The organism is Paraferrimonas sp. SM1919 (assembly GCF_010993985.1).
Lineage (GTDB): Bacteria > Pseudomonadota > Gammaproteobacteria > Enterobacterales > Shewanellaceae > SM1919.
In genome coordinates, this window is record NZ_WINH01000024.1 from 1 (window position 1) to 20231 (window position 20231).

Sequence of the window (20231 nt, forward strand, 5' to 3'; positions counted from 1 at the left end):
GTGGGTACCTTGCAAGAGTATGATAAATACTGTGAGCACTTAGAAAGGCGGCGAAAGCATTTCAAACAAAGTTGCCAATTCTTCGAGTAAGCATATCTGTTATATATTCAATCTGTGCACCGCATTCGTGGTGGGTTAATGCAAAATAACAAGGACACCCTTCGTTAATGGAAGGATAACGCCTCCTCGACTAGACTTAGTTAAGTTTGAGTTATAGGAGGTTGTTATGACTCTTCCGCGCAAGTACCAAATATCTTATGAAGACACCACAGTTTACCATTGCTATACCAGAATGGTTCGTGGTGCTTTTTTAATGGGAAAACATCACCTTACAGGTAAAGACTATAACCATAGGAGGGGCTGGGTAGAAGAGTTAATTCTATCACTTCCAGCTGTCTTTGCTATTGATGTTGCTGCCTATGCAGTGATGTCTAATCATTTACATGTCGTACTCAGTGTTGATGTAGATAAAGCCAATGCTTGGAGTGACCTAGAGGTAGTCGAACATTGGCATCAATTATTCAAAGGCACTGAAATTACTCAAAGATTTGCCAAAGGTGAAGTGCTTAGTGGTGGCGAGGCCTTCGTGCTGATTAAACAGGTGAGAGAATATCGTTCTCGCCTAATGGATATATCCTGGTTTATGCGCTGTTTGAATGAACCTATTGCGAGGCAAGCCAATGCAGAAGACAAGTGCACTGGTCGTTTTTGGGAAGGGCGCTTCAAGTGCCAGGCATTGCTTGATGAAGCAGCAGTGTTGGCTTGTATGGCCTATGTGGATTTAAACCCAGTAAGAGCTAAAATGGCTAACACACCAGAAGAATCCAAGCACACCAGTATTCAATTAAGAATTAAGGCAGCACTAAACGGTGAGCAGCCACAAGAGTTATTGCCGTTTATAGGCAATGAGCGTGCTAACCAACCGAAAGGGTTAGCTGTTTCAGTCAAAGACTACTTCCAATTAGTGGATGAAACAGGCAGAGTAATCCGCCATGATAAACGAGGCTCAATAAGCGAAAGTAGCTTAGCAATCTTTGAAAGGCTTAACGTTCCAGCTGAAAATTGGTTAAAAATCGTGAATGACTTTGGCAAGCTATTCCATGGCCCTGTGGGGCACTTACAACAGCATGACAAGTTTTGTGAGCATACCAATCGGGTGCGACGGCACTTTAAGCAAAGCTGTATGTTAATAGACAAAAGCTAGCCTTTATCCATACCAATATTTTACAACGCTGCTTTTAAGCAGTGGGTTTTTCATATCTAATTTTCAGCTATTAGGCTAGTGAATACGTGAAAAGATGGCAAAACACACAATGTTACTCAGTAACCTACTGAGTTGAACCAACTATCGAAATATTTTGTTTTTATCGAGAGGTTTATTTTGCTAAGTTACTGATTAATAGTGGCTGCCCCGGTAATGTTATTAAAACACAAAAAGTATTACTCACCGGTTTACTACATTATTCTTGGCTTTGTGCTTGGTGTTGTTACTGTGTTTGGTTTTCATTTCTTTGGTAACGATACATATTTACAGAAAATACTGCAGTCATTATTTCTGGGGGTTACGGGCGCCATTGCGGCGAGTGTATTCTGGTTCTTTACAAGAGAAGAATAAATCAAGATAGTCAGTTTTATTATTGTAATTAGGTCGACAACTTATGAATAAATTTATTAGCTTAGCTTTATTATTACTCTGTTTAACGGGGTGCGCTTCAACCAAAACGATTAAGGAGAGTTATTCCCTGAATGATAAGTCAGGTAACGGAGTGTTAATTTCTTCTGTGAGCAATCGGGGAGGTTACTCTGGTTATTCTGTATTTTACCGAGGAATAAGCAACGGAATTAGCGGCAACATTAAATTTGGTGAAGGTGTTGCTCTATTACCCATCCCTCCTAAAGGCGACTTTTCTCACTTGAATCGCAAAGGAGAAGTCTTTGCTGTTGAGTTACCTGCAGGAAATTACAAAGTATGGAGATGGGGAGTAAGTAGTGGTCATGTCTTTTTAAAGCCGATTGTTCCAATCGCCATTGAGTTTAAGGTTGAGCCGGGTAAAGCAACTTATATAGGTAACTTTGATTTTATACAGACCGATAGTATGGGTCTTACAGTGACAGGCGTAGAAGTCAATTATAGTGATCAGTCCCAAATAGATTTGGATATTGTTTCTAAAAAATATCCTAACCTAGATGCTAAAAGTATCATTAAAGGTGTGAAAGATGATGCAGTTTATTTGGGGCTTGGCGGTAGTAATAGAACAAGCTGGAATATACCTTTAGGTCAAATGTAAACATAACAATACGCTCTTTGATTTAAGCCTACCAAATCAAAGAGTAATAATTCGCCCCAGTTGGTCTTCCAACATAACGACTGTAAGTGTAGATTCACAGGAAGAGATATGAAGCATCTAGTTCAAATCATTGCGGTATTACTGATCGTTAGTTCTCAAGGGGCACTGGCTTGCTCATTTGCAGGTTCGGATTTATTTAAGCCAACCTTGGAGCGCTGGCAGCAGCATCCTGGCCCAGCGCAAAGAGGTGAACAAGGCAGTTATTGGGAACCCGTTCCCGCACCTGTAATTAAAGTGATAAGTGTGACTAGAGGTTCAACTGAACCGGGAACTTCTTGCTCTGATGCGGGTACGCTGTCATTACAAATATCACTTCCTGAACAATCTACTTACTCTATCGAAGAGTTTGGCTTTTATTTTCGATTAAAGAGTGGCACGCTTCCTGATGCTATTTTTCCTGATATCCCAATGGTTGGGGTGATAGAGCATGGCAAGAGTAATATTTTATTCGCATGGTTAGATGGTCATCCTTCCCAACAAATCGAGTTGGATCTAGAAATTGAAGTATTTCTTGTGACCAACGGCTTAAATGTAGGGCCTTCAAGCACCTTTACGGTCAAGACAGGTAAAGGCTAATCAACTTAAGCATTGTCGTAAGATAGAATAAACACGGAGCATTCAATATATGGAAATTAAGATCGATGACTTGTCTGGTGGGGAAGTCATTCAATTACTCGAAGAGCATTTAGCTGATATGTATGCGACATCGCCTCCGGAAAGTGTGCATGCTTTAGATGTAAAAGAGTTAAAGTCACCTGATATTACCTTTTTCAGCGGTTGGTCCAACGGTGAGTTACAAGGCTGCCTTGCTATCAAGCAGTTAACTCCTCAGCATATTGAGCTGAAGTCTATGAGAACGACCCAAGCTTCTCGTCAATCCGGAGTGGCATCGAGATTACTGAGTCACGCTCTAAATGTGGCAATTGACCGTGGTTACACACAAGTGAGTTTGGAAACTGGTACTCAAGAGTTTTTTATACCCGCAAGGAAATTGTATGAAAAGTTTGGATTCAATAATTGTGGTCCATTTTCTCATTATAAGTTAGATCCACACAGTCACTTTATGACAAGGGGGCTTGCTGATAAATTCACCTAGCAAGCGAAGCCCGTCTTAAAATATGACTAAAGGCCAAAGGCCGTACCAAAGGCGCAGCCGTGCTAAAGGAACGCAGTTCCGTACTAAAGCTGCGGAGCAGCGTACCGATAGACTAATCCATCCGAGTAATAAACGTTTGTTCTTCATCCACAAAAGCGACATAGCCGCCATAGTAAATAAACACGCGGCCGCGACCTTCCACTAGGCAGGCAAGTTGTGGGTTCAAATCTTCTTCGTTGTTGGGGCTTTGGAAAACGCCGGTATCTGTGATGATGCCTGTGTATGTGGGTAAGTATCCATAATGGCGTTTGGCCTGATCAATAAGACTCAATTCACTTTTGCTAGAGAAATAAGAGGGAATGACACCGGCCTCTTCAATGAACATCTTTTTTATTTCTTCATAGGCGGTGATCACCAGCCAGTCGATGCCGTTAACATGATGGATAAACATAGGGTTACTCAAAAATTGTGATAATTGAATTTTACCACACTCGCAATGGTTCAAAGTAGCATCAGTGGTTTAGGTTACTTATTTAACCACTAAACTGTTCTCTTGCATCTGACTTTTCACTTACTTTATGTAATTAAGTTTCATATTAGGTCTGTTTAGCAGTTATTGTTGACAGATTGGGTTGTAATATGTAATAAAATTACAAATGCCAAGTGGAAGTGAAAAGGAGTTTTGTATGGCAAACTTATATGATGATGTGGCTCGATTTGATTATGACCAAAGCGATTGGCCCCGGGATTTTGATATTAGACTTTCTAAAGAACAAAGTAAGCAGTTACAAGAACAAGAAAACCGCATGATATCAAGTGATAATGTTTATCGTTTATTTGCGTGAATGAATATTATTATACGCGACTAGGATGATTGGGGCTGTAACGGCATAACGGTGTTGGTCGTTGTTGTGCTGTGGTACACTAAGGGTCATATGATTTACCACTGATATTAGCCAGCCATGCTCGACCAATACCAAGATTTACTTGCCCCGATCCACCAATTCTTACACTGTGAAACCCCAGATACCTGGATTGAAAAAGCGAAAGATCCGCAGAACCTTGATGTGATTTTGCGCGATCATATGTTTTGTGAGCTTAAGGCTGCCCAGTCAGCGTTGTTTTTAATTCGCAAGTATGCAGTAGACCAGCAAAGTGCCCAGGATTTAACTGCATGGATCAAGCCCTATGAAGCCTTTGCTTATAAGCGTATTGGTGGGCTAGACACCCTCAAGGGCAAGTCGAATATCTCTAAACAGGTGCAAGTGCGCCCTGACTGCGCTTACGGTCAGGATTTAGTGGATAAAATGGTGATGCTGATTAAAGAAGAGCTACATCACTTTTATCAGGTGTTGGAAATAATAGAATCTAAAGGTATTGATTACGCACCGATTGAGGCCGGCCGCTATGCCAAGGGGTTGATTAAGCATGTGAAAACCTTCGAGCCAGATGCGCTGGTGGATAAGCTGATCATCGGTGCTTATATTGAAGCCCGCTCCTGTGAACGTTTTGCCAAGTTAGCGCCGCATTTAGAAGATGATATTGCCAAATTTTATGTGTCTTTGCTGCGCTCAGAAGCGCGCCACTACCAAGATTACCTTACCCTTGCTGAAGAAATCGCAGGCCATGATATTTCAGAGCGTATTGTTTTCTTTGGCAAGGTAGAAGCAGAGCTTATTTCATCAGCAGATCAGGACTTTAAATTCCATAGTGGCGCTCCAGCTTAGGTAGGTTTAAGTCGAGCAGTTAATGGCTTATTCTCGGGCGCAGCAACTGAATAAATATTGGGTAGCTAAGCCAGCTTATTATCCAAAAACTAGGGCTGATAAAAGCCATACATAAGGTGAATATTCCAGTCAATGGTTCGGCAATAACTCGTAATCGCAAAGCGGCGACATCGTGATTACAGGCTTCTGGTGTCAATAATCGCCGTTGGTAGCTAGCATACCACCAAGCCGCGGCAGCTGTTAAGCCTACTAATGTTGCCGCCAGTGATTGTGCCGCTAAAATAATCGGTTCATTACCCAGTATGATGCCGTAGTGCAAGGTCATTAAATACAGCAAAATCATAAAAATTTGACTGATAGAGATAATGGCATGGGGGGTATCGGTGCGAATTAAATTACCCAGTAATAAATTGCTTTGAAACCAGTATACAAACGCCACCACAATCCCTATGGCTGACATTAACATGTGGTAAGCGCGGTCGGTAATAAAAGCTATGATTTGATCTTGTTCAAGGTTATCTGGTAGCGGTTCGTTGAACACAATAGAAATGATCATCAACGCGAAAACGGTATCAATTAACGTTTCTAAGCGACGCAATTCTCGAGTTTCCCTCTGCATTTTAGCGTGGCTGATGTCCTTATTTACTTTTAATGCTTTAGAAAGTATTTTTTTCATTATTATGCGCTGCCTTATTTATATGAGCGCTTGCAAAATAACTTATTTCTTTGAACCTTAAAAGCATGTTGTTGATAAATACTTATCAGGTGACCGTTAAATGAGAGGTGGGTTTTATTTAAAACTTGGGTATTGAACAAATAAAAAAGTCCTTCTAGTAGAAGGACTTTTCAAAATGATAGTTAGTAAGTTAGAAAGTCTTACCTATAGAGAATACTGCCGTACTGCCATTGTCAGTAAATACAAAGTTACTAAAAATATCATTAGGGTTAAACTTTTGGCTATCATCTAAGATGTTATGTATTAAGTCTAACGAGAAATCAAAGCCAAAGTGACTGGTTTTTAGACTCGCTGATAAATCAGTATAAGAACCAGCCATCGCGAGATCTGCATATTCACCCCAACTATGACCTGCATGCAGATTAAGAGTTAAGTTTTCCATAAGTGGTTGTTCGAAATCCACGTCGAAATAATGGCTGCTCGTTCCTAAACCAGAAAAGTCATTACTGTATGCATACTCCACTACGAAACCATAACCAAATACTGTCGCGATATACTCAGAGAAACCGGTCAAATTAGCATCTGGCTCTGGGTAGTTGTAAAACATAATACTGCCCGCGTAGCCGATCTCATCAGTGAGGAAATTAGAATAGCCACCCCAAGCATGCAGTTCGATATCTTGCTCGCCACTTAATTGGTTATTAGCATCTAATGTGCCATTTTCAATATGTGATAACCAACTGCCCAAGTAAAAGCCATTATCAAAGAATAGGTCAGCGGTGAGCTGTAAAGCCGGCTGGGTATTGGTTAAACTCACACCACGCCATCTTGAATCAGTCGTTAGCGTAGTATTTAAACTAAAATCTGCTTCAACAGCTTGGGCTGGGACTGCTGCCAAGGTTGCTGGCACTAGTAATGATAATACTGCTTTATTCATCTTTTTTGTTACTTCATTTGTTATTAAATCTTTATCGGGATGTACTTTAAATGCAATTGAGTGGGTTTAGCAATAACTCACAAATATCGATTATTTTGTGAGCGGATCACCCTATATAGGTATACTGCAAGGGCAGAATTGAAACACAGTGTTAACCAATGTTGCGTTTATGTATGTGGTTTTGTTTGCTTTTGGGTGGGGCGGTGCCATTCAGAGGGGGATTTAGATGGTTTTTTTTACATTTAATGATGACATTTAATTTACAAAAACCAGCAGTAACCATAAGGTGGTACAAAAATAAATATTTGCATATCTATAGAAGGAAAAAGTATGCGTCAAAATATCGTTATTACTGGAGCGAGCCAAGGTTTGGGGGCGCAAATGGCGCGTGAATACGCCAAATTGGGTTACAACCTTGGGATTTGTGCCCGTAATCTTGAGGCATTAAATCAATTAAAAGACGAATTACTTACGCTCAGCAGCAATATTGATGTGCAGGTCGCGCAAGTTGATGTGTGTAACAGAGAGCAGGTTGAAGCTGTATTTAATGGGTTTAAACAACATTTTGGTCGATTAGACCGCATCATTGTTAATGCGGGCATCGGCAAAGGCCAGCCGATTGGTAAGCAAGGGCTTTCTGCAAATTTGCAAACCGCTAACATCAATTTCATCGGCGCCTTAATTCAATTGCATTTTGCTGCTGCTATTATGCGCGAGCAAGGTTCTGGACATATTGTCGCGATATCTTCTATTACGGCGGTTCGCGGCTTTCGCGGCAATATGACGGTTTATGCGGCGACCAAGGCGGCTTTAGCGTCTTTATGTGAAGGCTTACAGCTTGAGTTTTACCATAAACCTATTAAGGTGAGCTGCATATATCCTGGCTACATTCTGACTGATATCAACAAAGATTTAGAGTATGCGCCGTTTCGGATCTCCCTTGAGGAGGGGGGGAAAAAGTTAATTAAGGCTATTGCTCGACAACCTAAGCATGCCTTTGTCCCCGGCTGGCCTTGGAATGTAGTGGGTGGAATATTGATGCGTTTCGCCCCATTATGGTTATTACATAAATTAAACTAATTTAGGTCAGAGAATGAAAGCATTGTTATTTATATTATTAAGCGTGGTCAGTTTTGGCGGCTTAGCCAAATATAATCTATCGGGTGTTTGGGTTGGGGTGTTCTCTTATGAACAAACGGATGGGATGCCACCAGAAAGCTTTACTCTTGTTTTAAAAGAAAACAAAAATTTTCTAACGGGTATGATCACAGAGCCTAATGAAGGGGCGAACAGTGATAGCGGTGTTTTTGTGGCCGATGTCTCAGGCTTTGTTTCCAATAAGACGGTGATCTTTACCAAGCAGTATCAAGCTGGTCAATCGCGAAATCATAGCGTTACCTATGAGCTCACTATTGAAAGTCCGGGATTCTTGGTCGGTAGTTGGAAAATTAACAATAAGCGAGGCGGGCGTGCCGCTTTAATGGCCCTATCTGGCCCTTTTTTATATGAAGAGCTGTTAGCTCAATAACTTTAAGACACAATGTCAGCATGTATTACTGATATTGTGTCTTAGCAGATAGTTCACTGCTTAGCTGGCAATAGCAAAACTTTGCTGGCGTGCCTGATAACTTTCACAAAGGTCGTTAAGGCTGTCTTGGCAGTAAGCGCGTAATGAACTCATCACCAATTTTTTCGAGCCAGTACCGACTTTCATGCCATTATCAATAATGTCAAAACTCAAGGTAACGTCACCACGCTTGCCATTTACCACCATATCGGCACCTGCAGGTTGTAATGTCGGGGCAACCACATCTAGGGTGTCAAACTCGAACTCCATTTGCTCGTAAATAACTAATGGACGGGCTGGGTTGATCATTAACTGGTGTTGGCGCATTAATGGTACCAGGGCTTCATTAAAATTAAGGCCGGAGAACGCAACGTAATTGGTGGCAAAGGTTTCAATTGCCAGTGGGCAATGTTTAGCTTCACCTTCGGTGCTAACCGTTAAAAACGTTTTTTGTTGTTTATCGGTGATGGCAAATTGGCCACTAGGCTGTTCTGGAAAAACTAATTCGGCATTCGCCCCTACCATGCCTTCAAAACGAAAATGCATTTTCTTAGCAATGCCATAGCGATTTAACACTAATGAAAATAGTAAGTCACCAGGAACACAGAAACGCTTGTTATCGGGATCATGAATAGGGTTAAAGTCATGGGCCACACCCTTAGCAAAGTTACTGGCTTGCTCAGGGGTAATATTGATAGACTCAGGAGTACTAGTGTGGAATGGTGCTAAAAACATTGAAAACCTTTTCTAAATAACATAATCGCTGCAATGGCAGCTCTGCTTCATTGCATGTAAGGGAGTATATCTTGAAAAGTGCCAATAACTGCACCGATGAGTGCTGATAAAAAATCAAGGCGAAAAAAAAGCCTTAACAATGTTAAGGCTTTGATGTTTGGTCGGAACGAGAGGATTTGAACCTCCGACCCCTGACACCCCATGACAGTGCGCTACCAAGCTGCGCTACGTTCCGATACCTATGCAGTCTACTTAGTTAAATAACGAATGCAATAGCTATCGAACTAAGTGACTAATTAATAGACGCTAATTTCGGTAAAAACGCTTTCCTTCACGCATCATTTTTATCAGTTGGGGAGCATCGAGTTCTTGTTCTATCGGATTGAACTGATAATCCAATGTTTCGAAGCGACCATGTCGATCAATGACGGTAATTTTATTATTTTGATATATCGCAAAATTATGGCGGTTACCTGCAAACCACCAAGGTTTAGAATCCTGATCAAAGAGATCTCCCCCACTGGAGTAATCAGAACTTGGGTTGTTGCATTTTAAAAGTTTGCTCATCAACGTGGGAACTACTGAGTGATGAGAACTGAATTGGGGAAAAGTATTTTTCACATCGGAGCCTTTAGACCAAGCCAATGGAACAGCAAGGGACTCAGGAGACAGATCATGTTCGTGATCATAACTGTTTACGGTGAATAGCATGCCATTGATGCCAGTGATGATCAGCGTTGAATTCGGCTCGGCATCGATTATCCTTTGCAGCTGTTTATCTAACGCAAACAGTGCTTGGCGATATTGATTGAATAACACTTTTTTAGCTGTGTTGTAACCACTTGGGGCTTCCACTGCGGCAATACCCACTTGACCCGCTGGGACATCATAACTGCTGAGGCCGGAAAGGCGAATGATATTAAATTGGGCTGTGCTAGGGTGTTGCTGCTGTAAATAGTTGGTGACGATTACAATGTCATTTTCAGCAAGGTTTTTTTGCTCATCAACAATATGCTTACTGATATCAGCAAAAGCATAGTTAAAATTCTGCTCGCTGTGGCCTGAGCTCCAATAATGATTTTGATAGCCTAAGGTTTTCGTTACTTGAGTCAGTAGCGGTGCTTGCAGATCAGACTCTAGAGCTTCTTGATAACTGCCCTGTAAGCCATAGAGGATGGAAAATAAACCACTTTGAACGCTAGGTCCGCCGCTATAATGATTCAGCCATTGGTGGTTGTTATTGGCGAAGCGAGAATAATTCGGCATTGAATCGACCGACACCAAATCGCTGCGCCAATTGTCAACAATCACCAGGGTGATGTTATGCAGTTGCTGTGGTTGACACTGCATCGGTGTTAATGGGTAATTGAGTAATTGGCTTGCTTGGGCTTGGCTGTCATTAGGGTTCGTCGCTACCCCATAGTCTTTGAACAGCTGTTGTGCCGTTGCAGGATAAGATAAAGGGAACATGGGATCTTGGCGAGTAACTGAGTTTACGTTATACGCATCTGCCCAAATATGAATGCCATGGGATAAGACAAAACAAGCGCCGACAAAAGTGACCACTTTCATTCCCATATTCTTCTTTTGTATCGGCCTAATTCTTTTCCAAAGCCAATTCGCGGCAACCAATTCTAATACTAAGATCGCCAAGGGTAAGAAGATGGGTTTGGGGCCTTCCAGTAAACTGGGTAAATCGCTGCTAGCAACACTTAATGAAAAAGGATTTAAATGGACCCCATATTCATTAAACACGGCCACATCAAACATAAGTAATGATAAAGCCAAGGTTGAAATGACTGCAGCCGTCCCCCTCAATATGGTAGAGAAGGGCAGCAGCAAGGTTATCGGGAATATGACGACTACATAGACAATGAAAGCCAAAAAGATAAAGTGACTCAGGCCTGTCGTGAGCAAATACAGCCAACCAATAAAGTCGGTCGGTGAGCCCATTGCAATGACATAGCGACTGGCGATTAAAACCGCTAAAAAACCATTAAATACACAGAACCAGTGGCCCCAATTAATGAGTAATGAGGTTTTATCTTTTACCCTTACTTTATCGTTCCCCATGGGTTTTGGCTTTCCTTATCTTAGTCAATTAAGACTTAGTCGATGATATTAAAATTTGTCCGATCTGTTCAGCTAATTGAACTCGAGTTTCTTTATTCACTCTAGTATTCAGTAAATGGCTTAGGGCGTTGCCTAAACACATCATTGATAGATCAACAGGCGCTTGATGCTTTTCAAGGGTGGCTAATAGATCATCAACTAATGCTTCTACTTGCTCGTTGGTGTATTTTGAAATTTGGGCCATAGTTAAAACTCTTCGCAATTGGCATAATAAACGCCCTATAATAGCTTAAAAGTAACATAATCACTATGAGTAGATAATTTTGATTTCTATAGAAAATGCCATTATTCATACAATATCAGCAGATAATCAAGGAAAGTTAACTTGCCAGCTGAGCCCTAAGCCTTTAAGTCAGTCACAAGCTCTTGATGATACCCTTGAAGAACTGCATCGAATTTATACCTCCAAAGCTGGAAAAGGCTATGGTCACTTTGGTATCCAAGGCGACGATGGTGAAGCGAATGTTGAATTTAAAAATGCCCTTCAGGCGATGTTATCAGAGCAACAAGATTTTACTGCTTTCTCGGCGAAGGCTGGTAAGTTGTTAGAGCAAGAGCTTGGTAAATATGATTTTGCCCAGGGTGGGTTTTTATTATTAGCGACTTATTCGCATATGGCTTGTGATTATTTGTTTGTTGCGCTGTTAAGCGCCAAGCCCTCTTTGACCATCGGCAGCGATCTCGAATTAGCCCACAATGAGCATTTGGATCTTAATAATTTACAACTTGCAGCAAGGATTGATCTGACGGAATGGCAAAGGGTTGCTGACTCAAATAAATACATCTCTTTTGTAAAAGGGCGTGCGGGTCGTAAGGTTGCTGATTTCTTTTTAGATTTTATGGGATGCTCTGAAGGTTCCAATGCCAAAGCACAATCTAAAGCGTTATTAGAGGTGGTTGAAAAATCATTAACCCAACAAGAGATGGATCAAGATCAGTCCCAGCAGGTCAGAGAATTAGTCTTTAATTATTGTTCTGAACAGTTAGATGCGGGGGCTCCGGTGCAGTTAGACGTGTTATCTGAGCAATTATCTGAAACAGGTTTACAAGATTTTTCCAGCTATGCCGATAGCGCTGAGATTGCGCTCGAACAAGAGTTTCATGCAGATAAAGCCCAATTAAGGCAACTGAAAAAGTTTTCTGGTACAGGTGGTGGAGTCAGTATTAGTTTTGAAGGTATGCATTTGGGTCAACGGGTCATTTATAACGCTGAAGCCGATACATTAACGATTCATGGGGTACCACCGAATCTGAAAGATCAATTAAAAAGACGTGGACAGTAAATGAAAATCAAAGCATTTTTATCTACATTACTCCTATGTAGTATGGGGGCGGCGGCCAACCTTGAGTTGCAAGGTAACTTTACCCAAGGTGGTTTGCTGATGGGAAGAGTGGCTACGGGGTCAACAGTAACATTGAATAATGAAGTTGTTGAGGTTGATCAAGGCGGTGATTTTGTTATTGGTTTTGGAAGGGATGCGCCATTAACCCATCAGCTTAAGATTAATTTAGCGAACGGTGAAACCATTTCTAGAAACATCGAGCTGAGTCCCAGGGATTATCAAATTCAGCGAATAACGGGCATTAAAAAATCGATAATGCAGCCATCAGCTGAAGATTTAACACGTATTAAAAAAGAAAGTGCTGAGATTTATATGGCCCGGCAACACCGAAGTACTCAACCTTATTTTAAGCAAACCCCTATTTGGCCTGCAACGGGGCCAATAAGTGGTGTGTATGGCTCCCAGCGAATATATAACGGGCAACCAGGTAGACCTCACTATGGGGTGGATGTGGCAAAGCCAACAGGCACTAAAGTTGTGGCGCCTTTATCTGGAGTCGTTATGGTTGCCAGTCCAGATATGTTTTATTCTGGTGGCACTATCGTGATAGATCATGGTTTTGGCCTTAATACCAGTTATTTACATTTAAGTAAGTTAACGGTCAACGTTGGTGATAAGGTCATTAAAGGCGATAAAATTGGTGAAATTGGCGCCACAGGTCGCTCCACTGGAGCACATCTAGATTGGCGCTTAAATTGGGGGCAAGTACGACTCGACCCTCAATTATGGGCGCCACCGATGAACTAAGCGTGATGGCTAACGATGTGTTCTAAAGCAATGGGGTGTAGCTTAATGCATACCCCATTTTTTTTAATCGCAATGGTTGGGTTTGCTAACTGTTCACCTGCTGCTTGGGGCATTGACCATTTGATCTCCGCTTCGATTTTTTGAGCTTGGCTAAGCAGATTAGGCAACTGTTTTTGGATAGTCTTTTTGAAATCCGCGACAGCATTAACCTGAGCTGGCAAGACGATCTCTATGTGTTCCCAGCCCTGATGAAAATATTGTTTTTCACCTGGAAAGGGCATTTCTATGACCTTCACATCTTGGTTCAATAAAGACCAGCTTTGAGTGCTTTTAAATACATAGATAGGACGCCCATTTACCATGGTATCAGATAACAGTTGCGCCCCTTGAGCATGAGCCTGTTGCCACAATGCTTGAGTGGCCTCTGGCTGATTGGTCCTCAAGGCGACATGGTCAATTTGATATTGAAGAGGCCATAAATCCAATTGCTTTAATAGTGCTTCAATTTTTAGCACAAATTGAGGCCATTGCTGTTCGAGTATTTGCCAGTTTACGTTGTTCATTTGCGTTGCAGTAATGAAGGGATGATAAATATTGCCCAAGCCACAGTAAAACAAATAAAAGCAACTAAGCTCCATTGCACCATAGATAGGCCAAAAACAGAATAAACGGGATCGGTACAACCACCAGTAGGCTGGAATATTTGCGGTAACCATTGTTCTAGGGGTAGCCAAAACTCAGGGAAGAAAGAACAAAAAGAAAATGGATTAGGGTCCGCATGCAGTTGGTAAAGCTCCCATGCTTTAATGCTTCCCCAAATCGCAGCCGTGCCCCAAATGCTAAAAGCAAGGTTACGTATCAGCCAAGAGTGCGGCGCAACCATTGCGATAATGGCACTCAACATAATCATAACCATAGCTAAACGTTGATAGACACAATTGATACAAGGTTGATAATTTAGTACATGCTGGGAAAATAACGCGGCAATGAATAAAAAGCCACTGAGTCCCAACAATAGCGCATAGCTTTTACGAGAAGTAAGTGTTTTTGAAACCACAAGCATATTTTTTCTACTGATAGTCGATGTTTATTATTATTGCTATTTTGCGGTCTTTTAAATTTATGGCAAGAAAAATCAACCATAATTAGTGGCTGCATATGACAGTCGCTATCGTGCTGGATGTTATTTGCTCAACAACCCTGTTAAATCGGGGAATTTATCGTCAATTATTCGTGTTTTAGGTGAATAAATTGAAATAATACCGAGATAAAGACTTATTTTTCTTTAAACCTCTGGTATGATCAGTTACCGATAAAAGATAAAATTGAGCTTGAACTCAATCTCTTGAATAACACAAAGGCTGTATTTAATGATCATCCATGCAAAAGGCCCAGCGAGCTTTGCTGAAAAGTATATTGTTCGCTCAATATGGGAAAATAAATTCCCACCTGGCTCAATTTTACCAGCAGAGCGTGAGCTATCGGAACTTATTGGTGTTACTCGAACTACCTTGCGTGAAGTATTGCAGCGTCTTGCCAGAGATGGTTGGTTAACCATTCAGCACGGTAAACCGACAAAAGTTAATGATTTTTGGGAAACTTCAGGACTTAATATTCTTGAAACGATTGCTCAGCTTGATCAAGAGGGGGCACCAAAATTGGTTGACCAACTTTTATCTGCTCGCACTAATATCAGCATTATCTTCTTTAGAGCTGCGGTTCGCTTAAAACCTCGTGAAGTGGTGGAGGTATTAGAGACTGCTGCCCAACTTGAAGACACCTCTAAAGCTTATACTGATTTTGATTATAAAGTGCATCATGCGTTAGCCTTTGCCTCTGGTAATCCTATTTATGTGCTGATTTTAAATGGCTTTAAAGGTTTGTACTCAAGAGTGGGTGAATTTTACTTTGATGATGCAGAGGCTCGACAGTTGGCTCAGCGTTTTTATCAGAACCTTTTATTGATTGCTAAAGACCATGATTTCCATAAGGTTCCTGAACTGATGCGCCAGCATGGCGTAGAATCAGGATTGGTTTGGCAAAGGATGCGTGAGCATATGCCTAAAGACATCGCTCAAGATGCTTTATAAACACCCAAGCCGCTTTCTTTAGCGGCTTTTTTAATTGTTGTTGCACCGTCCAAGTTCTGTTAACTGGCCGTTGTTGTCTTCTTTTAATATGACTTCAAATCCCCACAATCTATGGCAATGCTTAAGGACTTCATTGAAGCTTTTATCTAAAGGGATTTCTTGGTGTGGCACATAATGTAATGTTAATGAGCGATCCCCTTTTAGGTCAACGTTGTAGACTTGAATATTGGGTTCGTTATTTGCCAGGTTGTATTGCTCTGATAGGGTTTGCCTGATTTGTTTATAGCCCTGTTCATCATGAATGGCTTCTACTTCAATATACTTTTTCTTGGCATTGTCTGAAATGGCAAATAACTGCATATCACGAATAACATTAGGTGACAGATATTGGCTGATGAAGCTTTCATCTTTAAAATTTTGCATGGCAAAATGGAGAGTTTCTAGCCAATCACTGCCCGCAATATCTGGGAACCAATAGTGATCTTCGGCGGTTGGGTTTTGACAAATTCGTTTGATGTCGGTAAACATTTTAAAACCGAGAGCATAAGGGTTGATGCCGTTAAAATATTGACTGTTATAGGGTGCTTGATAGATCACATTGGTATGATTGTGCAGCACTTCTAGCATGAATTTATCAGTGAGTTTGCCCTCATCGTAAAGATGTTGCAGCAGAGTATAATGCCAAAATGTGGCCCAGCCTTCGTTCATCACTTGAGTTTGCTTTTGAGGGTAAAAATATTGCCCCATTTTACGAACAATACGAATTAATTCCCTTTGCCAAGACTCGAGTAACGGCGCATTCTTTTCAAAAAAATACAAAATATTTTCTTCTGGTGACTCTGGAAACCGGTATTGTTTATTTACTTTGTCAGCATTGTTTTTGGGGATGGTCCGCCATAGGTCATTAACTTGGGTCTGCAGGTATTCTTGCCTTGTTTTTAACATGGCTTGTTCTTCTTTTAATGATCTGGGGTTAGGCCGCTTATAGCGGTCGACGCCAAAGCTCATCAGTGCATGGCAAGAGTCTAGGATCTCCTCAACCGCATCAATACCATATTTCTCTTCACATTTAGCCACATAGTCTTTGGCAAAAACTAAATAATCAATAATAGAACCGGCATCAGTCCAGGTTTTAAAAAGATAATTATTTTTAAAAAAGCTATTGTGTCCATAACAGGCATGAGCAATCACCAGTGCTTGCATTGGCATGGTATTTTCTTCCATTAAATAGCTAATACAAGGAGAGGAATTAATGACAATCTCATAGGCTAGCCCCATTTGCCCACGTTGGTAGCCTTGTTGTGATTGGATAAATTTATGGCCAAAGGACCAGTGAGTATAATTAATCGGCATGCCGATAGAGGCATAAGCATCTAGCATCTGTTCAGCAGTGATGATTTCAATTTGATTGGGATAGCAATCAAGCTTATAAAGATTGGCAACCCGTTCTATTTGCTGCTGATACTGTTCAAGTAATCCGAAGTTCCAATCAGGCCCATCAGATAAGGGTGTGTTAGACATGATTCCCCCTATACTGTCTGTTTTTGAAAGAGCTCTCGAAAGACTGGGAAGATGTTTTCAACCCCGAGAATATGCTTAATAGTAAAATGAGAGTGTTTTTCAGCGAGTTTTTCATATTCTCGCCATAAACTTTGATGAGCACGGTTGGTAATTTCTATATAGCTATAGTAACGGCAGTGCGGAAGTATTTTTTGTTCGAGTACTTGATGGCAGGTAGGCGAATCATCGGCCCAATTATCCCCATCTGAAGCTTGGGCAACATATACATTCCATTGTTGCGAAGGGTAGCGACTTTGTTGGATCTCATGCATTAATTTGAGTGCACTAGAAACGATAGTCCCCCCCGTTTCTTGGGAATAGAAGAATTCATGTTCATCAACTTCTTTGGCTTGGGTATGATGGCGTATGAAGACCACTTCTAGATTTTGATAACGTCTGTTCAAAAATAAAAACAGCAAAATATAAAAACGTTTTGCAATATCTTTAGTGGCTTGATCCATAGAGCCAGAAACATCCATTAAACAGAACATCACTGCTTGGGAACTTGGTACTGGGTATTTGTTAAAATTGTTATAACGTAAGTCAAAGCTATCGATAAAAGGGACCGCCTTGATTTTACGTTTGAGGGCTGCAATTTGCTGTTCAAGCTCTTGAATTTTCTCAGGTTGTGACTGTTGCTGAAGTGCGAGTTCAAGTGCCTTAAGTTCAGCCTTTTTGTTGGCAGTCATGGCTAATCGGCGGCCAATGGAAGATTTTAATGAGCGTACAATATTTAAATTGCTCGGCACGCCATCGTTGGTGAAGCCCGCTCTACGAGTTTTATACTCAACAATTCGGCTTTGCTCAGTCTGATGCATATTGGGCAAAGCGAGGTCTTCAAACAAAATGTCAAGATACTCATCTTTACTGACTTCAAAAGCAAATTCATCTTTACCTTCACCAGAATCTGAAGCATCTGAGCCGCCGCTGCCAGTGCCGCCGCCTTGTGGGGGACGCTCAATTTTATCTCCAGCAATGTATTGATCATTACCCGGAAATATTCTTTGCCTAATTCCCCCTATGCCTTGTCTAAAATAAGGTTCTTTAATATCTTTGGTCGGAATACTGACACTTTCACCAGAGTCGACATCGGTAACACTCCGGCCTGTTACCGCGTCGGAAACCGATTTTTTAATTTGGCGCTGATAGCGCCGCAAAAATCTTTGTCTGTTTACGGTGCTTTTGCCTTTTGCATTTAACCTTCTGTCAATGAAATGGGTCATAGTGTTTCCTATCCAGCTTTACGAACTCGTAGATACCACTCAGATAACAATCTTACTTGTTTGGTGGTATAGCCTTTTTCGACCATACGAGCGATAAAATCATCATGTTTTTGCTGGTCCTCAGTTGAGGTTTTGGCGTTAAATGAAATCACTGGTAATAGGTCTTCGGTATTAGAGAACATCTTTTTCTCAATAACGCTTTTGAGTTTTTCATAGCTGGTCCATTTCGGGTTGTTACCAGAGTTATTGGCTCTAGCCCGTAACACGAAATTGACAATCTCATTGCGAAAATCTTTCGGATTGGAAATGCCCGCTGGTTTTTCAATTTTTTCAAGTTCCGCATTTAAGGCTGAACGATCAAATAATTGCCCAGTTTCAGGGTCGCGATAGTCTTGGTCTTGGATCCAGAAGTCAGCATAAGTAACATAGCGATCAAAGATGTTCTGGCCAAATTCTGAATAGGATTCTAGATAGGCGGTTTGCAGCTCCTTCCCAATAAAATCAATGTATTTGGGGATTAAAAATCCTTTCAGGAATTCTAAATATCTTTCTGCAGTTTCGGCTGGGAATTGTTCTTGTTCGATTTGTTTTTCTAAAACATAGAATAAATGGACTGGGTTAGCAGCGATTTCAGTGGTATCAAAGTTGAAAACCTTAGACAAAATCTTAAATGCAAAACGGGTGGATAAGCCATCCATGCCCTCATCGACACCCGCATAGTCTTTATACTCTTGATGGGATTTTGCTTTCGGATCGGTATCTTTCAAGGTTTCACCATCATACACTCGCATTTTCGAGTAAATGGATGAATTCTCAGGAACTTTTAGTCGCGACAGGACAGAAAATTGGGCCATGGCTTCTAGCGTACCTGGGGCGCAGTGGGCCGACGTTAATTCAGAGTTTAGCAACAGCTTTTGATAAATCTTCTGTTCTTCAGAAACCCTTAAACAATATGGCACTTTGACGATATAAACACGGTCTAAGAAGGCTTCATTATTCTTGTTATTTCTAAAACTTTGCCATTCTGATTCATTAGAGTGGGCCAATATAATGCCGCTAAAAGGCAGTGCAGATAGCCCTTCAGTACCATTAAAATTACCTTCTTGAGTGGCGGTCAATAATGGGTGTAAAACTTTAATAGGCGCCTTAAACATCTCAACAAATTCCATTAACCCTTGATTGGCACGGCACAAGGCCCCTGAATATGAATAGGCGTCCGGATCATCTTGGGAGTATGATTCGAGTTTACGAATATCAACTTTACCTACTAAAGAAGAGATATCTTGGTTATTTTCATCACCAGGCTCGGTTTTGGCTATGGCTGTTTGCTGTAAAATGGACGGGTATATTTTGGCAACAGCAAATTTGCTGATATCGCCGCCAAATTCTTGTAATCTTTTTGCCGCCCATGGCGACATCACGGTTTTAATGTAGCGCTGTCCTATTCCGTATTGTTGCTCAAGTAATTGCGCATCTTCCTCGGGGTCAAACAAACAAAGTGGACTGTCGTTAACAGGCGAGCGTTCACCATTAGCGGTTAAGACGTAGATAGGTTCTAATTGCATCAGCGATTTGAGCTTTTCTGCTAAGGAAGACTTACCGCCCCCGACTGGGCCTAGCAAATATAGGATTTGTTTTGACTCTTCTAATCCTTGGGCTGAGTGTTTAAGGTAAGCCACAATTTGCTCAATGGCTTCTTCCATTCCAAAAAAGTCTTTAAAAGCAGGATAGCGGGATATGATGCGATTTGAAAAGATGCGGCTGAGTCTTGGATCATCTGCTGTGTTGATGATCTCAGGCTCCCCAATAGCACTAAGTAATCTTTCTGCAGCGCTGGCATAGGCCTTGCGGTCATCCTTGCAAAGATTTAAATATTGCTCTATTGAAAGTTGTTCATCTTGTTTTGCTTCATAGCGCTGCTGAAATTGATCGAAAATATTCATAGCATTGTCCCAGATAACATTTAACCAAGCCTATTTAAATATTAGTTGGCTATTGCCGTTTTTGTGATAAAAATCTATAAAAAACAACAAGTAATGATTGCACTGT

The 20231-nt window shown here is 41.2% G+C and carries 22 protein-coding genes and 1 tRNA gene; 11 read left to right on the forward strand and 12 right to left on the reverse strand.

Annotated elements, in window-relative coordinates; all coding sequences use genetic code 11:
- Positions 1-226: 226 nt before the first annotated feature.
- The 4 genes from GFB48_RS13955 (at position 227) to GFB48_RS13970 (ending at position 3444) form a co-directional block, all read left to right on the forward strand.
- Positions 227-1204, forward strand: coding sequence for a transposase (locus tag GFB48_RS13955; protein WP_163936987.1), 978 nt, complete (start codon positions 227-229; stop codon positions 1202-1204).
- A gap of 454 nt (positions 1205-1658) precedes the next feature.
- On the forward strand, positions 1659-2288 hold the full coding sequence (locus tag GFB48_RS13960; RefSeq protein WP_163936990.1) for a hypothetical protein: 630 nt from the start codon (positions 1659-1661) through the stop codon (positions 2286-2288).
- A 108-nt stretch (positions 2289-2396) separates the two neighbouring features.
- The gene (locus tag GFB48_RS13965; protein WP_163936992.1) at positions 2397-2924 is read left to right on the forward strand and encodes a hypothetical protein; all 528 of its coding nucleotides are present in this window, start codon (positions 2397-2399) and stop codon (positions 2922-2924) included.
- Positions 2925-2973: 49 nt separating this feature from the next.
- Positions 2974-3444, forward strand: a complete 471-nt coding sequence (locus GFB48_RS13970; RefSeq protein ID WP_163936995.1) for a GNAT family N-acetyltransferase — start codon at positions 2974-2976, stop codon at positions 3442-3444.
- A gap of 112 nt (positions 3445-3556) precedes the next feature.
- Here GFB48_RS13970 and GFB48_RS13975 read toward each other — a convergent pair whose 3' ends face one another.
- Positions 3557-3895 carry a cytosolic protein gene (locus GFB48_RS13975; RefSeq protein WP_163936998.1) on the reverse strand — a complete coding sequence of 113 codons (339 nt, stop codon included), beginning with the start codon at positions 3893-3895 and terminating at the stop codon, positions 3557-3559.
- 235 nt (positions 3896-4130) lie between these two features.
- On the opposite strand from GFB48_RS13975, the gene GFB48_RS13980 reads away from it, so the two are divergent.
- Together GFB48_RS13980 and miaE are read left to right on the forward strand one after the other, a co-directional pair.
- Entirely contained in the window at positions 4131-4289 is a 159-nt protein-coding gene (locus GFB48_RS13980; protein ID WP_163937000.1) for a hypothetical protein, read from the forward strand.
- A gap of 117 nt (positions 4290-4406) precedes the next feature.
- Complete coding sequence (gene miaE, locus GFB48_RS13985; RefSeq protein WP_163937003.1) at positions 4407-5171, forward strand: tRNA isopentenyl-2-thiomethyl-A-37 hydroxylase MiaE; 765 nt, start codon at positions 4407-4409, stop codon at positions 5169-5171.
- 19 nt (positions 5172-5190) lie between these two features.
- Here the strand turns inward: miaE and GFB48_RS13990 are convergent, their stop codons facing one another.
- Positions 5191-5847, reverse strand: coding sequence for a hypothetical protein (locus GFB48_RS13990; protein WP_163937006.1), 657 nt, complete (start codon positions 5845-5847; stop codon positions 5191-5193).
- 190 nt (positions 5848-6037) lie between these two features.
- Positions 6038-6784 (reverse strand): TorF family putative porin, encoded by a 747-nt coding sequence (locus tag GFB48_RS13995; RefSeq protein ID WP_163937009.1) that lies wholly within the window; start codon positions 6782-6784, stop codon positions 6038-6040.
- Positions 6785-7114: 330 nt separating this feature from the next.
- On the opposite strand from GFB48_RS13995, the gene GFB48_RS14000 reads away from it, so the two are divergent.
- Together GFB48_RS14000 and GFB48_RS14005 are read left to right on the forward strand one after the other, a co-directional pair.
- A complete protein-coding gene (locus GFB48_RS14000) occupies positions 7115-7864 on the forward strand; it encodes an SDR family oxidoreductase (protein ID WP_163937012.1) in 750 nt (249 codons plus the stop codon).
- Positions 7865-7877: 13 nt separating this feature from the next.
- Positions 7878-8312, forward strand: coding sequence for a hypothetical protein (locus GFB48_RS14005; protein WP_163937014.1), 435 nt, complete (start codon positions 7878-7880; stop codon positions 8310-8312).
- A gap of 60 nt (positions 8313-8372) precedes the next feature.
- On the opposite strand, the gene GFB48_RS14010 is transcribed toward GFB48_RS14005, so the two are convergent.
- From GFB48_RS14010 to GFB48_RS14025, 4 genes are all read right to left on the reverse strand, one after another.
- Complete coding sequence (locus GFB48_RS14010; protein WP_163937017.1) at positions 8373-9086, reverse strand: DUF3581 domain-containing protein; 714 nt, start codon at positions 9084-9086, stop codon at positions 8373-8375.
- Between the two features lie 158 nt (positions 9087-9244).
- Positions 9245-9321: transfer RNA gene (locus tag GFB48_RS14015), tRNA-Pro, on the reverse strand.
- A 71-nt stretch (positions 9322-9392) separates the two neighbouring features.
- The gene (locus tag GFB48_RS14020) at positions 9393-11159 is read right to left on the reverse strand and encodes a DUF3413 domain-containing protein (RefSeq protein ID WP_163937020.1); all 1767 of its coding nucleotides are present in this window, start codon (positions 11157-11159) and stop codon (positions 9393-9395) included.
- Between the two features lie 28 nt (positions 11160-11187).
- Positions 11188-11403: a DUF1414 domain-containing protein gene (locus tag GFB48_RS14025; RefSeq protein WP_163937022.1), complete on the reverse strand. Its 216-nt coding sequence runs from the start codon at positions 11401-11403 to the stop codon at positions 11188-11190.
- A gap of 76 nt (positions 11404-11479) precedes the next feature.
- On the opposite strand from GFB48_RS14025, the gene yejK reads away from it, so the two are divergent.
- Complete coding sequence (yejK, locus tag GFB48_RS14030) at positions 11480-12502, forward strand: nucleoid-associated protein YejK (protein ID WP_163937134.1); 1023 nt, start codon at positions 11480-11482, stop codon at positions 12500-12502.
- Positions 12503-13309 carry a M23 family metallopeptidase gene (locus tag GFB48_RS14035; RefSeq protein ID WP_163937024.1) on the forward strand — a complete coding sequence of 269 codons (807 nt, stop codon included), beginning with the start codon at positions 12503-12505 and terminating at the stop codon, positions 13307-13309.
- Here GFB48_RS14035 and GFB48_RS14040 read toward each other — a convergent pair.
- Positions 13306-13872 (reverse strand): VOC family protein, encoded by a 567-nt coding sequence (locus tag GFB48_RS14040; protein ID WP_163937027.1) that lies wholly within the window; start codon positions 13870-13872, stop codon positions 13306-13308. The genes GFB48_RS14035 and GFB48_RS14040 overlap by 4 nt on opposite strands.
- Positions 13869-14372, reverse strand: a complete 504-nt coding sequence (locus GFB48_RS14045) for a disulfide bond formation protein B (RefSeq protein ID WP_163937030.1) — start codon at positions 14370-14372, stop codon at positions 13869-13871. Before GFB48_RS14045 ends, GFB48_RS14040 begins: the two co-directional genes overlap by 4 nt.
- Positions 14373-14679: 307 nt before the next feature.
- Here GFB48_RS14045 and fadR point away from each other — a divergent pair, with 307 nt between their 5' ends.
- Entirely contained in the window at positions 14680-15399 is a 720-nt protein-coding gene (gene fadR, locus GFB48_RS14050) for a fatty acid metabolism transcriptional regulator FadR (RefSeq protein WP_163937032.1), read from the forward strand.
- A gap of 30 nt (positions 15400-15429) precedes the next feature.
- Here fadR and GFB48_RS14055 read toward each other — a convergent pair whose 3' ends face one another.
- From GFB48_RS14055 to GFB48_RS14065, 3 genes are read right to left on the reverse strand one after another with little or no spacing between them, the layout of a single operon-like run.
- Positions 15430-16920, reverse strand: coding sequence for a SpoVR family protein (locus GFB48_RS14055; RefSeq protein ID WP_163937035.1), 1491 nt, complete (start codon positions 16918-16920; stop codon positions 15430-15432).
- An 8-nt stretch (positions 16921-16928) separates the two neighbouring features.
- Positions 16929-18182 (reverse strand): YeaH/YhbH family protein, encoded by a 1254-nt coding sequence (locus tag GFB48_RS14060; protein WP_163937038.1) that lies wholly within the window; start codon positions 18180-18182, stop codon positions 16929-16931.
- A gap of 8 nt (positions 18183-18190) precedes the next feature.
- Positions 18191-20125, reverse strand: coding sequence for a PrkA family serine protein kinase (locus GFB48_RS14065; protein ID WP_163937041.1), 1935 nt, complete (start codon positions 20123-20125; stop codon positions 18191-18193).
- Between the last annotated feature and the right edge of the window lie 106 nt (positions 20126-20231).